11 protein-coding genes are annotated in these 16,627 nt (G+C 36.9%); 8 read left to right on the plus strand and 3 right to left on the minus strand.

The annotated features are described in order from the left end of the window. From HMPREF9071_RS00360 to HMPREF9071_RS00380, 5 genes are all read left to right on the plus strand, one after another. Positions 1 to 1,413 (plus strand): Holliday junction branch migration protein RuvA (locus tag HMPREF9071_RS00360; RefSeq protein ID WP_009744536.1); only part of this gene is annotated, 1,413 nt, incomplete at its 5' end. A 149-nt stretch (positions 1,414 to 1,562) separates the two neighbouring features. Next, a complete protein-coding gene (locus HMPREF9071_RS00365) occupies positions 1,563 to 2,816 on the plus strand; it encodes a porin (RefSeq protein ID WP_009744537.1) in 1,254 nt (417 codons plus the stop codon). 9 nt (positions 2,817 to 2,825) lie between these two features. After that, positions 2,826 to 3,758: a D-2-hydroxyacid dehydrogenase gene (locus tag HMPREF9071_RS00370; protein ID WP_009744538.1), complete on the plus strand. Its 933-nt coding sequence runs from the start codon at positions 2,826 to 2,828 to the stop codon at positions 3,756 to 3,758. A 70-nt stretch (positions 3,759 to 3,828) separates the two neighbouring features. Next, positions 3,829 to 5,049, plus strand: coding sequence for a beta-ketoacyl synthase (locus HMPREF9071_RS00375; protein ID WP_009744539.1), 1,221 nt, complete (start codon positions 3,829 to 3,831; stop codon positions 5,047 to 5,049). Positions 5,050 to 5,208: 159 nt separating this feature from the next. Further along, positions 5,209 to 6,096, plus strand: a complete 888-nt coding sequence (locus tag HMPREF9071_RS00380; RefSeq protein ID WP_009744540.1) for a fructose bisphosphate aldolase — start codon at positions 5,209 to 5,211, stop codon at positions 6,094 to 6,096. A gap of 125 nt (positions 6,097 to 6,221) precedes the next feature. On the opposite strand, the gene ligA is transcribed toward HMPREF9071_RS00380, so the two are convergent. The 3 genes from ligA to HMPREF9071_RS00395 form a co-directional block, all read right to left on the minus strand. Beyond that, a complete protein-coding gene (gene ligA / locus HMPREF9071_RS00385) occupies positions 6,222 to 8,234 on the minus strand; it encodes an NAD-dependent DNA ligase LigA (protein ID WP_009744541.1) in 2,013 nt (670 codons plus the stop codon). A 365-nt stretch (positions 8,235 to 8,599) separates the two neighbouring features. Then, on the minus strand, positions 8,600 to 8,980 hold the full coding sequence (locus HMPREF9071_RS00390; RefSeq protein ID WP_009744542.1) for a RidA family protein: 381 nt from the start codon (positions 8,978 to 8,980) through the stop codon (positions 8,600 to 8,602). Between the two features lie 63 nt (positions 8,981 to 9,043). Continuing rightward, a complete protein-coding gene (locus HMPREF9071_RS00395; RefSeq protein ID WP_009744543.1) occupies positions 9,044 to 11,788 on the minus strand; it encodes a putative LPS assembly protein LptD in 2,745 nt (914 codons plus the stop codon). A gap of 177 nt (positions 11,789 to 11,965) precedes the next feature. Here HMPREF9071_RS00395 and HMPREF9071_RS00400 point away from each other — a divergent pair, with 177 nt between their 5' ends. The 3 genes from HMPREF9071_RS00400 (at position 11,966) to HMPREF9071_RS00410 (ending at position 16,588) form a co-directional block, all read left to right on the plus strand. Next, positions 11,966 to 12,988: an N-acetylmuramoyl-L-alanine amidase gene (locus HMPREF9071_RS00400; protein WP_009744544.1), complete on the plus strand. Its 1,023-nt coding sequence runs from the start codon at positions 11,966 to 11,968 to the stop codon at positions 12,986 to 12,988. A 35-nt stretch (positions 12,989 to 13,023) separates the two neighbouring features. After that, on the plus strand, positions 13,024 to 13,902 hold the full coding sequence (locus HMPREF9071_RS00405) for a nucleoside phosphorylase (protein ID WP_009744545.1): 879 nt from the start codon (positions 13,024 to 13,026) through the stop codon (positions 13,900 to 13,902). A 421-nt stretch (positions 13,903 to 14,323) separates the two neighbouring features. Continuing rightward, positions 14,324 to 16,588 carry an FUSC family membrane protein gene (locus HMPREF9071_RS00410; RefSeq protein WP_009744546.1) on the plus strand — a complete coding sequence of 755 codons (2,265 nt, stop codon included), beginning with the start codon at positions 14,324 to 14,326 and terminating at the stop codon, positions 16,586 to 16,588. Positions 16,589 to 16,627 lie beyond the last annotated feature (39 nt).

Consider the following 16,627-nt stretch of genomic DNA (forward strand, 5'->3'; position numbering starts at 1 on the left):
AAAAGTGAAAATAACCTTGCTTTTGGAAATCCTCCTGCTCCTAAACCTACTTTAGTATTAGAAGCCAATACTGCTACCGCAAGCCATTTTGAAGAAGGCAGAAAGGCTAAAATCCATGGACTAATCACTGTCAAAGGAAGTAGTACTTACTTCAAGTTCAAGGATGGTACTGAAATCCAAATTTACACAGATAATTTTAACAATATCTCTCAGGGGACAAAGGACAAACTCAAACAAGAAGGTTATGAGCTTACTGCCACTGGTACGTTCAGAACAAAGGGAACCGTCAAACGCTTAGTATATGAAAGTAAAAATGACCTTGCTTTTGGAAATCCTCCTGCTCCTAAACCTACTTTAGTATTAGAAGCCAATACTGCTACCGCAAGCCATTTTGAAGAAGGCAGAAAGGCTAAAATCCATGGACTAATCACTGTCAAAGGAAGTAGTACTTACTTCAAGTTCAAGGATGGTACTGAAATCCAAATTTACACAGATAATTTTAACAATATCTCTCAGGGGATAAAGGACAAACTCGCCACAGAAGATTATGAACTTACCGCCACTGGTACGTTCAGAACAAAGGGAACCATCAAACGCTTAGTATATGAAAGTGAAAATGACCTTGCTTTTGGAAATCCTCCTGCTCCTAAACCTACCTTAGAAATAGAAGCTAGTACTGCCACCATAAACCAATTTGAGGAAAATAGAGAGGCTAAAATACATGGAAATATTACAGTTAAGAATGGGAATTCTTATTTCAAATTCCAGGACGGCACGCTAATACAGATCTTTGCATATAAATCAGTAAAAGAGGCTTTCTCTGCCGAAGAAAAGAAAAAATTCACCACTGAAGGGCAGGAACTTACCGTAACAGGTACTTTTGTAACCTACAATGGTATAAAGGAAATCAAAGTTACTAAAAAGGAAAATGTAATATTTGGAAATACTCCTACTCCTACCCCTCCTACTCAAGGAAACATTTTTGATTTTGAAGATCTTCCTACGGGAACTGCAAGTTATACTGAGACAGGTACCCTCAATGGAGCGGATGGAGTTACTCTAAAATATGTAGCTCGTACAGATGTAGACAAATATGGAATTCAAGGCAAAGGACTCATTTTATTCAATAAAAAACCTAGTAATAATACTTATATAGAAATCACTTTCCCAAAAGGAGTAAAGGATTTCTCTTTTGAGTACAGAGAAGCTTTTGGAAAAGGCAATAGACATTTTGTCATTTATGAAGGAGAGGAAGGAAACTCTAAAAAATTAGATGAAAAAACATTTAAAAACATCTCAACAAAGGAAACCTATTCAAAGACTCTCAACAAAAGTGGTAGCTACACCCTTACTATCAAACCTGCTCAAGGGAGTAAACAATTTGTAATAGATAATATCAAGTGGACAAAATAATTTTCTTATACTTAAGAAAATAGCTAATATAATAGGGATGAATCTGTTTCTCATCCCTATTGTGTTTTTATAATCTTTTATAAAAATCTTCTTATTTTCAAAAATAATTGTATCTTTGTCAGCACTAAACACATCAAATTATAACTGATATGAAAAAAATCTTTTTCTTATTAACTTTTTTCCCCTCTCTGATATGGGGTCAGGAAGTTCTACGTCGCAACCTTAGTGAAGATGGGGAAACCTATATTAAGGCAAGCGTAGCAACTACTTTTTGGGCAAGATATTACAATGCCAATCCGAATACTACAATCAATGGAACCTCTGTAAGTCGTGTTACAGATATATCTCTTAGGCGATTACGAATAGGATTACAAGGACAAATCACTCCTAAACTATTCTTTTATGGTCTCTTTGGAGGGAATAACTATAATTTCAACAGTAATAAAACTGATCGAATTGGTATTCTTGACCTTTATGCAGAGTACCAGTTTATCCCTGAGTTTAGCATAGGAGCAGGAAAATTCGGTTGGGGTAGTAGCCGAAATAGTATGCGAGGTAGTGGTAGTATGATGGGCTTAGACTCTCCTAGCTTTGCCTTATTCACCGTTAATATGAATGATGATAATGCCCGAAATTGGGGAGGTTTTGCTAAAGGACAAATTCAAAACCTTAGCTACGTTCTTACTATTAAGAACCCTTTAACAACAACTATAGCCGAAAAAGAAGGTGTGGTAGGTTATGCCAAAAGGGCTCCTTACAAGCAATATTCTGCTCATTTGAAATATGACTTTTGGGAACGTGAAAGTAACAAAACTCCCTATACAACAGGTACATACATTGGAGCAAAAAAGGTATTGAACCTTTCAGTAGGAGGGGTATATCAAAAAGAAATGATGTCCGAACTACAGGGAGGGCATCCTAAGTATTATGATTATAAGAATTTCTCTACTGAAATATTTCTCGATACACCTCTTTCTGAGAAAAATAACGCCCTTACCCTCAATTTGGGCTACTATCATACTGATTTTGGTAGAGATTATGTAAGAAATGTAGGGAACAATAATGTAGCAGGAGTTTCCTCTCAAGAATACTTTAATGGTGGAGGTACAGCCTACCCCATGATAGGTACTGGAAATACTTTCTTTTTCTTAGGAGGATATCTCTTTGGAAAATGTGAACAATTCACAACTCGTATACAGCCTAACCTAAGCATTCAATATTCCAAATTCAATGGACTTAAAGATGCCATGATAGCCTATGAGTTAGGAGCCAACCTCTTCTTCAAAGGACATAGTAACAAACTCAGCTTCTGTTACCAGAACCGTCCCATTTATAACCAACAGAAGGAGGTAAGTTCTCGCAAAGGCGCCTTTATCATACAATATCATATTCAACTTAAATAAAGATCAAAGATGAAAGCTGTCCTCTTAGATAGAAATACGCTCTCAGAACAACTGCACCTTACTGTTCCTAAAGGAGTTACTCAATGGGTTATTCATGAAAGCACCTCGGATGAGGAGATTCTCTCTCATCTAGAAGGAGCAGATATAGCTATAACTAACAAAGTAAAAATAAAGCGAAAACACTTAGAAAAGTTACCTTTTCTTAAGCTTATTCAACTTACGGCTACTGGCACAGATAATATTGACATAATAGCTGCTAAGGAGTTAGGTATAGAAGTGAAGAACGTAGTTGGTTATTCTACTGAAAGTGTAGCAGAACATTTTTTCATGCTCTTACTTTCCTGTATGCGAGGACTCAAGCCCTACCATACAGCAGTGGAAACAGGGGCTTGGCAGTCCGATGGGCGCTTTTGCCTTACCGAACCCTCCATCTTAGACCTACATACTCGCACCTTAGGGGTCATTGGAGTAGGTAATATAGGCAAAGCCATTACTCAGCGAGCTAAAGCCTTCGGCATGCATGTACTCTGGGCAGAGCATCAAGGTAGAATACCTCGTAATGATGACTATACTGCATTTGATGATGTGCTTGCTCAAAGTGATATTATTTCCTTAAATTGTCCTCTTACCAAAGAGACCCAACACTTAATAAGTTCTCATACCATCATTAAAATGAATAAAAAACCCTTGATCATCAATGTAGCACGAGGTGCTGTGGTAGACCCACAAGCAATATATAATGCCTTACAAGCAGGGAAAATCTTAGGTTTTGCCTCTGATGTATTTGAACAAGAGCCTCCCAGTAAAGAAGACCCTTTATTAAAGCTTGCACAGCATCCTAGAGTGCTTCTTACCCCACATGTAGCTTGGGCAAGTGAATATGCACTAGACAAACTTTGGACAAAAGTAAAATCTCAAATAGAGGATTTTATCAATGATTAAAACGACTATATTTTACTTTTATAGAAATAATCTCTATTCATAATATCATAACTGTCACCAAAATAAGAGAATGAAGAAACGAGTAGTCATTACAGGAATGGGAATTTACTCCTGCATTGGCACTTCCTTAGAGGAGGTAAGAGATTCCCTATACCGAGGAAAATCTGGGATCATATATGCCCCTGAGCGTAAGGAATTTGGGTATCGCTCTGCTCTTACAGGGAATGTTCCTCTCCCTCAACTAAAGGGATTATTAGGGCGCAGAGAACGCATCTCTATGGGAGAAGAAAGTGAGTTTGCCTACATGGCTACTCTTGAAGCTCTAAGAACAGCTCAAATAGAACTTGACTTCCTTAAAACTCATGAGGTGGGTATCCTTTATGGTAATGACAGTGTAGCTGAGTCCATCATATTAACTAATGATAGAATACGGGAGAAGAAAGATACTACCCTTGTAGGCTCAGGAGCTGTATTTCGTACGATGAACTCTACAGTTACTATGAACCTTTCCACTCTCTTTAGCCTTACAGGGATAAATATGAGTATCAGTGCTGCCTGTGCCAGCGGTTCTCATGCTATAGGCTTAGGTTTCCTACTTCTACAAACTGGAATGCAAGAAATGATACTCTGCGGAGGAGCGCAGGAAACGAATAAGTATAGTATGGGGAGTTTTGATGGTTTGGGTGTTTTCTCCACTCGAGAATCAGAACCTACCAAAGCCTCCCGTCCTTTTGATGCAGGACGTGATGGATTAGTGCCCAGTGGAGGAGCTGCTACTTTGGTTTTAGAGACTTATGAAAGTGCCTTGAAACGTGGAGCCAATATACTTGCAGAAATAGTAGGTTATGGCTTTTCTTCCAATGGAGAACATATCTCTACTCCAAACGTCATGGGACCTTCTCAAGCTATGGAGCGAGCCCTGCTCAATGCTTCCTATAAAGCTTCCCAAATTGATTACATTAATGCCCATGCTACCTCTACTCCCATTGGTGATGCCAATGAGGCAAAAGCTATCTATCAGATATTTGGAAGTAAAATTCCTGTAAGCTCTACCAAATCCATGACAGGGCATGAATGTTGGATGGCAGGAGCTAGCGAGATTATTTATTCCGTACTAATGATGCAAAATAACTTTATAGCTCCTAATATCAATATTGAAACTCTCGATGAGGATTCCAAAAAGCTCCGTATCATTACTCAGACTGAAAATCAAACAATTAATGCTTTCCTTTCCAATTCCTTTGGATTTGGAGGAACTAATTCTGCCCTTGTAGTGAAAAAATTTGAGTAACAAAGAATAAATATATTGGTTAAATATTTCTTTTAAGATAGAGAATAATAATTTCTATTGATATTGATTTATTACAGATTAATTCGTACCTTTGTCTCATCTTATAACTCATAGCACATTGGCAGATCATCCAATTGGCTAATTAAATATTTACTTATTATGAAAGAAAAAATAGAAAAAATGAGAAACGGCAAAGGCTTTATTGCTGCCCTTGATCAAAGTGGGGGAAGTACTCCTAAAGCTCTAAGACTCTATGGAGTAGATGAAAGCGCTTACAAGAACGATGCCGAGATGTTTGACCTTATCCACAAGATGCGTACTCGCATTATCAAAAGTCCAGCCTTCAATGATAGCAAAATCCTTGGAGCTATCCTCTTTGAACAAACTATGGATAATAAGATTGATGGCAAATATACTGCTGAATACTTATGGGAAGAAAAACATATTCTACCTTTCCTAAAAGTAGATAAAGGTTTAGTGGATTTGGATGCTGATGGAGTACAACTCATGAAACCTATCACTAATCTCACTGACTTACTCAAAAGAGCTAATGAGCACCATGTATTCGGCACCAAGATGCGCTCAGTAATAAAGAAAGCCTCTAAGCCAGGAATTGCAAGAATTGTGGCACAACAGTTTGAAATAGCTGACCAAATTATTGCTGCAGAACTTATTCCTATCATTGAACCTGAGGTAGATATTAATATTCCTGATAAGGCAGAGGCAGAGACAATCTTAAGAGAAGAAATCCTTAAACACTTGGATAAACTTCCTGCTTCCTCCAATGTAATGCTTAAGCTTACCCTACCTACTGTAGAAAATTTCTACGAACCTCTCACTAAACATCCAAGAGTTGTCCGTGTAGTAGCCCTTTCAGGAGGTTATTCTCGTGAAAAAGCTAATGAAATCCTTGCTAAGAATCATGGAGTGATTGCTAGCTTCTCTCGTGCACTCTCTGAGGGGTTATCTGCCCAACAATCCGATAGTGAATTCAATAAAACCTTAGCAAGTTCTATTGAAAGTATCTATGAAGCATCTATTAAATAGTGAATAGCCAGAAAAAAGATTAATCATACTACTCTACAAAAAGAGGCTACCCCTTTTCGGATAGCCTCTTTTTCTCTAGAGAATATATTTTTAATTGCTATACTTAAGAGAACCAGAAACTTTTCTTACTTCTTCTCTCCTATCATCTGTTCAAACTCTTTTTCGGAGAGAATAGGTATTCCCAATTGTGTGGCTTTTTCCAGCTTGCTAGGTCCCATATTCTCCCCTGCCACTACATAACTTGTTTTGGAAGAAATGGACGAACCTACCTTGCCTCCGTGATTCTCTATAAGAGCTTTAAGTTCATCACGAGAATAACGGGCAAAGACTCCTGAAACAACTAAAGTTTTTCCTTTGAGAATATCGGAAAGAGGAAAATTGGCTGTCTCCTTAAGAGCAAACTGTACTCCATAAGATTGCAATCGCTCCAAGATAACTTTATTCCTATCATCTGCAAAGAATTCTATAACACTTTGAGCTATGCGATCGCCTATTTCATCTATCTGAGTAAGTTGTTCATAAGTAGCTGAACGAAAAGCCTCCAAGGTCTTATAAATACGAGCAAACTTCTTGGCAACTGTCTCCCCTACCATACGAATTCCTAAGGCAAAAAGTACTCGGTCAAAAGGTATTTCTTTAGATTTCTCAATTCCTTCAATAATATTCTTTGCACTTCGCTCACCCATGCGTTCTAAGTTCTGTATTTGTTCAACTTTTAACTCATATAGGTCAGCATAATTATGTATGAGCCCCGCACGGAACATAAGTTCTACCGTCTCAGAACCTAAGCCCTCTATATCCATCGCCTTACGGGAAATATAGTGTTGTATGCGCCCGGTGATCTGAGGAGGACAACCATAAGCATTGGGGCAGTAATGTTGTGCTTCACCTTCATTACGTACCAATGCTGTACCACATTCGGGACAATGGGTAATAAAAGTTACAGTTGTAGCATTTGCTTTGCGCTCATCTGTTTTTACTCCAGTTATTTTAGGGATAATCTCTCCTCCTTTTTCCACAAATACTTGGTCACCAAGGTGTAGGTCAAGCTTGGCAATTTGATCAGCATTATGTAACGAAGCCCTTTTTACAATAGTTCCTGCTAAGAGCACTGGAGTAAGATTTGCTACAGGAGTAATGGCTCCTGTTCGTCCTACCTGGTAGGAAATACTCTCCAGAGTCGTGGTTACTTCTTCTGCCTTAAACTTATAGGCAATCGCCCAACGAGGAGATTTAGAGGTATATCCTAACTCCTGCTGAGCCTGAAAGTCATTGACCTTAATCACTACCCCATCTGTTTCATAAGGTAAGTCATGCCGATGGGTATCCCAATAGTTGATAAAATCCATTACTTCCTGGGTGGAATGGCATAGTTTGGATTGAGTAGGAACTTTAAAACCCCATTCTCTAGCTTTTCGTAATCCCTCAAACTGTGTCTGTATAGGTAAGTTATTCCCTACTACATAGTAAAGCAGGCAATCTAAAGGGCGCTTAGCCACTTCAGTAGTATCTTGTAATTTGAGACTTCCACTGGCAGTATTTCGTGGATTCATATAAGGATCTTCTCCTTCTGCAATACGTTGTTCATTCATTCTTTTAAATCCTTCCTTGAGGATAATAATTTCTCCTCGTATGTGAAAATATTCAGGATAATCTCCCTTAAGAGTAAGAGGTACACTACGAATAGTACGTACATTAGCCGTGATCTCATCCCCCTGTATTCCATCACCTCGAGTAACAGCTTGTACAAGTTTGCCAGCATCATAAGTAAGATCTATAGAAGCTCCATCATACTTAAGTTCACAAACAAAGGATATTTTGTCCTTTCCTAAGAGTTTTAGCACACGCTTTTCCCATTCCTTAAGTTCCTCTTTAGAATAGGAATTATCCAAGGAATACATACGAAATTCATGGACTATTGTAGGAAAATTCTTAGTAATCTCTCCTCCCACCCTTACTGTAGGAGAATTGGGATCCTTATATTGTGGATATTGATGTTCCAACTCCTGTAAATGTTTGAGTTTTTGGTCAAACTCATAATCAGAAATAGTAGGACTATCTAACACATAATAATTATAATTATGTTCATTAAGCTCTGTGCGAAGAGTCTCTATTTGTTGTAGAACGGAATCTGCCATATTCTTATTTCTAATATATGAAAATCAATTATAGTTTATAAGTTCTATTCTAAGTGTGATGAACCGTAAATTCACAACAATTATTAATATAAAATTATTGTTTTTATAGGAGAATATTCGTAGTTATTTTACCTAATATAAAAATATATTTTTTACACCATGAAGAATTTATTTACCAATACAACTTTAAGAAAATAGATAATAACTCACTCTATTCTTTTTGAGTATCCTATTTTTCTTAATTTTTGCCCTTTTTAAATAAAGGAAGCTTTCAGGGAACTCTTTTCATCACTTGGGTTACAACCATTCTTAGCATTATCAATAAGAGGCTTGTCCTTCTTCAGGATAGCCTCTTATTTTTTTAACTATTTCACTGCAACGCAGGAAATTTCCACAGCAACTCCTTTAGGGAGCTTAGCTACTTGATAAGTTTCACGAGCTGGAGCTCCTTCTGCTTGGAAATAAGCTCCGTAGAGTTCATTTACCTTACCAAAATTGTTAAGGTCATCCAAGAGAATGGTAGTCTTTACCACATGGTCAAAACTATAGCCTGCTTGCTGTAAGATGGCTTTAATATTTTCCATTACTTGGTTGGTTTGTGGCTCAATGCCTCCTTGTACTACTTCTCCTGTTTTAGGATCAATAGGAATTTGTCCAGACACATAAAGTGTGTCACCTGCTAAGATGGCTTGGCTATAAGGGCCAATAGGTGCAGGCGCATTTGAAGAAAGAATTACTTTTTTCATGTTAAAATAGTATTTAATTTAAATTTTAGTCGTCCTTAATTAATCACTTTATATCAAGAGTTATTACTGAAGCACTCTATCAGGTGATTTGTTTTTCTCCCACTTAAGATCGGAGAGCATTGATGCTTTTATTCCAATAAAGAAATACCATGAATTTCTATCTCCAAAGGGCGTAAAGCTAAAGGACATACGAAAGCTATTGAGGTCTCGCTCAAAACGTATCTGCGTATAGGTTACTCCCTTATCCTTAAAATCATACCCTGAAGAGGCGCCAACACGCCATTTGGGAGTTAAATCCACATTTCCTGACACCATAAGAGAATTGGTAGAGATCATAGGATTTCGGTTGGTATTGGAATAAGAAAGTGAATAGGCAAGAGTGATGTCCCATGGCATAGAAGCATAATAATGTCGTTGTTTTTCTTCTTTCTCTTTATCTTCAGGATCATCTTCCTTCATAGGCTTACTCAGGTCTGTATTCATTGCCGAACCAAAAAGGTCATCTGCACGTCCTCCTGATTGAGTATTGTCTGTATTTTTCCCTTTTTTAAAGTTCCTACTGGAAAAAGCATAATTTAGAGTCATATTTGCATTGGTCAAGCGAAATAAACTCCCTCCATTATTAATATTAAACTTGTCCATCTGAACTCCATTTGCATCAATGGCATAGGGGTTAAAAGTAGCACCAAAATTCACTCCTAACTTATTGTCAAAAAGTTGAGTACCTCCTGTCATATTCAAAGGAGAGAATTGCTTACGCACTAAATCATAGCTTGAAGAGAAGTTTAGGCTATTAAGAAGCATTACTTTTTTACTTTCTGTTTCAAGAGAGTCCTTTGCTGCAGTACGTACCTTTGCTTCAAAGGTATTACTCAAGGAGAAACTCATAGAACTAGATTCATTCCTTCCAGGAGCTCCATATAATCCCCCTTCAAAGCGGCTATAATCACGTTTCGTTCCGAAAGCATCAGCCACATAGTAAGTATAATAATTATCAAAGGAAGGTGTATACCCATAACTAACCGAGGGTCGCATCACGTGGCGGATAGCTTGTATTTTCTTATCTTTTCCAAAGTCAAAAGTCCCATAAATGGTCGTCCCCATCCCTACCCCAAAATTATATGTATGGTACCGAGCAAATCCATTTATAGTATCCTTAGCTACCTTTCCTGTAATATCGTTATAATTATGATATTTTACAGTCTTAAACTGCCAAGTTTCATTCAAAGAGGTGTTCAAGGAAAAGCTTATAAACTTCAGTACTTTAAAGTTTGTACTGATAGGGATACTGTGACGGAACCCTGTTTGCGCCTTAGCGAACATTTGGGAAGAGAAAAATTCTTTATCGGTAGTATTATAACGATTATCTCCCTGTAGGCTATAGTTAAAATTGATATTCTGTATCAACCCTTTCTTAGGCATTCCTTGTTTCACGAAAGGATAAATACGTTCCATACTCACCCGCATAGCAGGTAAGGTCATCTGAATACTTTGTGTATTAGTATTTTGTGAGTGAGATGCTGTAAGAGACAAGTTCACAGAGGGATACGAAGGAAATGTTCTTGAATAGGAAATAGAAGAAGAAAGGGTATTGTTCAAGAAGTTTGCTGAATTCTGTTGATTATATGAATTGCGATAATAAGTGGAGCTCCCTAAGTTCACCGAAGCTGAGAAAGAAGAAAGAGGACTGGACTTGCTATCCTGTGAATGAGACCACTGTATGTTATAAATAGAATTACGACTATAATCAGGGAAGCCACGTTGGCTATGAATAAGGTTTTCATAACGTAGGTTAAAACTTCCACTGTACTTATAACGCTTACGATAGGTAGAAGCTGCACGGATTCCATAACTGCCATTGGTATAATAATCCCCTGTAAGAGACAAATCTAGATAATCTGAAATCACAAAATAATAACCTCCATTCTGCAGATAATACCCCCTATCATTTACCTCTCCAAAGGTAGGGAAAAGGAGTCCTGAAGTACGTGAGTCCGTCATGGGATAATAAGCAAAAGGGAGTGCAATAGGAGTAGGTACGTCGGAGATATACATATTACTAAACCCTGCTACTATTTTCTTTTTAGGAACAAACTTAGCTTTACGTAAGCGAATATAATAATCAGGGTCGGAGAGATCTTCTGCCGTAGTCACCATCCCTTCCTTGAGAAAATAAGTGGAGTCATTTTCTTTTTTAATTACTTGTGCGCGTATCTTATTTTCATCCTGAGTTGTATAAGCATTCCGTATAACAGCTCTTTTTGTTACATAATTGAACCTGATGGAATCAGGCTCTATGAGTTGTTCTCCTTGCTTGAATACAGGAGCTTGTGTGAGTTCTCCTAAACTATCCTTTATCCTCCCCGCATAGGCTTCTCGTTTTTCGTAATTAATCACACTGATTCCTGCTTTAAGGTCTGTATCCGTATAGGTAATTTGTGTTTGGTCATAAAGAGTAATCTCTTTCTTGGGGCGATTGATAATCACACAATCCTTGGCATGATAACGAACTATATCAGTCAGCATAGAAGGAGATTTACGCAAACTATCCTCCTTACCTACGGGAGGCGCTAAACTGTCTTTTAAAGAGGGGTGAGATAAAGTATCCTTTTTGATGGATTCTTCTTTAGAAGAAATTCGTAACTGTGCAGGTTTGTCCTTGATAATGGTATCTGATATTGAACTTTCTAACAAGCAGGAAAAAGAATGCTCTTGTGGCTTATCAACTACTAATTTCCTTTGAGCAGAAAGTCCCACAAAGCATACAATAATGCCTATAAGTATAGTATATTTTTTATTAATTTGCAAAATATAAGCAAGTACCTATGAAAGTTCAACATTTTTTTTTACCTTTGCATTTTGAGAATCAAAGATTTAAGCAATAGGTAAAAACTTTATTTTCAGAGGTCAAACTTACGGATATTTTTCGTATCACAAAAGAGGTAAGCAAAGATTCTGATTGTTTTTAAAGAAATTTTATAATTGATGAGATATTTTTATTATATTTTTTTATTTTTCTTCCTCTCAGCATCAGCACAAACAGAACGATTCAAAATTGTCTTAGATGCTGGTCATGGGGGGAAAGACCCTGGCAAAGTTCATAGAAAAATATATGAAAAAGATATAGTATTAAAGATTGTCCTTTTGGTAGGTAAAGAACTTGAAAAGAATCCTTTATATAAAGTCACCTATACACGCAAGGATGATCGGTTTATTGAACTTTATGAACGAGGTGCTATTGCCAACAAAGCAAAGGCTGACTTATTTATTTCCGTACATTGTAATTCCTCTCCTAACAAAGAAGCTCATGGTTCAGAGTCCTATGTATTGGGATTACATGCTAATGACCTCAATTTTGAAGTAGCTAAAGAGGAGAACCAAGTAATCTACTTAGAGAAGGACTATAAAGAGAAATATGCCGGTTATGACATCAATTCGCCTGAGTCCTTCATAGGACTTTCTATCATGCAAGAAGAGTTCTTAGAGCAGAGCATCCAGATGGGTAAGCGTATTCAAAATGCCTTAGCCGAAAACCCTCTAAGCCGCGATCGAGGGGTAAAACAAGCTGGTTTTATCGTTCTACACCAGACCTATATGCCTTCTGTACTTATTGAAACAGGCTTCCTTAGTAACCAAGCAGAACGCGACTTCCTCAATTCCTCTGAAGGGCAACAGCAAGTAGCTCAAGGTATTGTAAAGGCTATCAACAACTATTATCATTGGCTTAAGAACAACAGCCTTTTGACCAAGGATTCTTCATCCACTGACAAAGGAGATACTTTCTACCGAGTACAAATAGCTACCAGTAATAAGAATTTGGACGCAATACCCGCCAATTTTAAAGGTCTTAGCCCTATTTTTAAAGAAAAAATAGGAACTTCTTTCCGTTACTATTATGGGAGAGAGATAGATAAAAGAAAAATAGAGAATTTATTACAAATTGCTAAGAAAAAAGGCTTTACCGATGCCTTTATCGTTCCTTTTGTAGGAGGGAAGCGTTCCTTATAAAGAATTCTCAACAAGAAATTTTAATTAATAATATTATGAAGATACAAAATTCTGAACTTATTCTCTCTGGAGAAGGTCGTATCTATCACCTTAACATTGGAAAAGAGAATATTGCAAGCACTATTATCTTAGTAGGGGATCCAGAACGAGTTCCTGTGGTCTCTGCTCACTTTGATTCTGTAGAATTCACCGCACATAAGCGAGAGTTCGTCACCCATACAGGTACTTTTCAAGGGAAACGTCTCTCAGTAGTCTCCACAGGTATTGGTACTGATAATATTGATATTGTCCTAAACGAAATAGATGCTTTATTCAATATTGATTTGGAGAAAAGAGCTCCCAAAGAACAGATTACGCCATTGAAATTCATTCGCTTAGGAACATCTGGCTCTCTACAGGCTGAAATTCCTGTGGATAGCATTGTTCTCTCCGCTTATGGACTGGGAATGGATTGTCTTTTACATTCTTATAAAGATAGTCCTACAGTACGAGAAGCAGATATGGAAAAGAATTTTATCACACATAGCCATTGGAATATGGATAAAGGGCATCCTTATATAGTAGCCTGTGGAGAGTTACTCTCTCAAAAGCTATACAGTCCTGAGATCTTTAAGGGAATTACAGGTACAGCTCCTGGTTTCTATGCCCCACAAGGGAGAAAACTGCGACTTACTCCTGAAGATGAGCACCTTAATGAAAAGCTACATAGCTTCTGCTATAATGGTTATAAAGTGACCAATATGGAAATGGAGACTGCTGCCATTTATGGCTTGTCTAAACTTTTAGGACATCAAGCCGTTTCCCTCAATGCCATTATCGCCAATCGTCCTACAGGTACCTTTACCGCTGATACCAAAAAAGCTGTAGAAAAACTTATTGAATATGCTCTTCCTAAGATTGCAGCAAGTATCTGATGAGGGTTCCTATGTAATAAAATAAAAAAATCCTCACAAGTTTGTGAGGATTTTTTACTTAAAACTAACTGTTTTCTAATGAGGGTAAACAACTGATATAAAAACACTAAAAAGAACATACTCATTAGAAAAGTGTAACGGAAATGAAATACTAAAAACATCCCTTTACAGATGGACTTTTACATCCAAACAACAACACTGCAAAGGTATAAATTATTTTTTTAATATACAATATTTATTTTTAATTATTTTAAATAAGAATTTTTATTACTAGTTATCAAAACATTAAACAGATGATTTTCATCTTATTTGTTTAAAACAGCTTTAACTTTCATAGGAATTAATTCCTTAATGGCATATTTTTTGTAAGGGAAAGACTCTTTTAATAGATAAGAAGTTTGAGAGAATCCTATTAACCTGTATGAAACGAACTAATTTCTTAGAATTCTTCAAGAGTTATGCTTTTGTTATAGGCATCTTGAAATCCTTTGCTATTCTTTCTTGCTTATTCGCAGGCTGGCTTTTTAATAATCTTTCCGCCGGTCTCACTGCAGCTACTACTATTATCGTAATAGCTCCAAGTGATATTCCAGGAAATAGAAAACATCACTTAGGAGGGATTGCCATTGCTACTCTTTTTGTGGTAATTAGTTCTATCACTATAAATTATGTCCATGCGTATGGTTCTCTTTGGCAACTGCTACTAACCATGTCCATACTTATCTTCTGTGATGCTTATATTTCCTTATATGGTGCACGTGCAGCAATGGTCTCTATTGCAGGAATATTTACGATTACGTTAGCCCTTGCTCGCCCTCTAACAGGGATAAGTATCCTATATAATGCCCTATATATTCTCATAGCAGGAATCTGGTATATTTTCTTAGTAAGAGTACTAATGTGGATACGTCCTCGCCAATACAGTGAACAACTCCTTGCCAAATGTATGTCCCTTATGGCAAAGTACTTACATACACGAGCTGTTCTTATCAGTGATGTGAAAAACAGAGATGCCAATAAGCAAGTTCTTCTCTTCTTACAAACAGCCTTAAACGATCAGTATGAAAAACTGCGTGCTGTTCTTTTAGACTCTCGTTCCAAGTCAGGAAAGACAAATTACCTTCAACGACAATTTCTTATTTTCATTGAAATTGTTGATATTTTTGAACTTGCTATAGCAAATCCTATTCCTTATGAGAAAGTAGATAAATATGCCTCCAAAAATAGTGTTTTTCTTGAGAGATATACCAATTTCTTAGAGGAACTTTCTAATATTCTTCTTAAAATGGCTGATTACATCGGAGAAAGAAAAAAAGAATCCTTTTCAATTAGTCTAAAGAGTTTGCTTAAAAAACAATTAGAATTTAAAGAATCCTACATTAGTGTCAGTCAAGAGGGAAGTTTCTCAGAGGAACAAACACTTTTAGAGAAGATGTACTATTATCTGGAGAAACAGACCCAGAACATCTATAATGTACAACAAATCTTCAATAATTACTATACCCAAGAGGTGAGCTTCCGTGATGAAAAAAGTTATCGTAGGTTTGTCAGTAGTGATAACTATTCCATCAAGCGATTAGCAGATCACTTTTCTCTTCATTCTTCCTTTTTTCGTCATGCCCTACGACTTTCTATTGTAACTGTCATTGGTTATCTAATAGGTCATGCTTTTGAAGTACAAAATCCTCACTGGATACTTTTTACAGTGTATGTGATTATGCGTCCTGGATATGGACTTACTCTTTCTCGTTCCAAGGACAGGGCTCTGGGAACACTTATTGGAGCTGGTATTGCCTTAGTTATTGTTTATATAAGTCAATATATATTTCATCTTAATTTTGATACTTATAAATACATCTATGCTACTATTATTCTCTTATGTATGCCTATGGGATATGGTCTTCTACAGGAGAATTTCAGTATGAGTGCTATCTTCCTCACTTTGTATATTGTATTAGTATATGCCCTCTTTGTCCCCGATGCTATGAGTGTGGTACAGTATCGAGTAGTAGATACTCTCATCGCCTTTGCCCTATCGGTAAGCGCTAATTATCTGCTTTTCCCTTCTTGGGAACATAAGAACTATAATTTACTTATAGTAAAAAGCCTAAAAGCTAATTTAGGTTATACTAACGAACTTATCAAGCGTACAGAGAACCCTGAAGTTACCACCGAATATAAGGTAGCACGTAAAAAAGCTTTCTTAGCTTTGGCTAACCTTAACGCAGGTCTACAGCGCATGTTACAAGAGCCTAAATCCCAGCAAAAGAACTATGCCATACGTAATGAGATTCAAGTACTCCAACAGGATTTTCTATCCTGTGTAGCTACTCTCAGTACTCAACTAACAGAGAACTCTTCTGCACTTATAAATAGTCTCTTTGTAAGAGCTATCCAAGAAATTCAACATAAGCTCCAACACTGTGTTGAATTATTAGATGGGAAACTCAAACAGGAGGTTATCCCCTTCAACCCAAAAGTATTTGAAGAACTCAAAGAGAAAACCCTAGAATTATTCTCCAATACCGAAGGAAATTTTGCTGAAAAAAACTCTCAAGAGAATATTCGTCCTCAAGAGATGCTTTTCTTCACAGAGCAACTCTCTTACTTAAGGGAGCTTACTGAAAATTTAGAACAGAATATTGAAAAAATGCTCTATAGCAAAGAGGCTATCCAAAAAGAATAGCCTCTATAAAAGTTAACATTTCTATTTTTATAATTTTTA

This window comes from Capnocytophaga sp. oral taxon 338 str. F0234, from assembly GCF_000192225.1.
Lineage (GTDB): Bacteria > Bacteroidota > Bacteroidia > Flavobacteriales > Flavobacteriaceae > Capnocytophaga.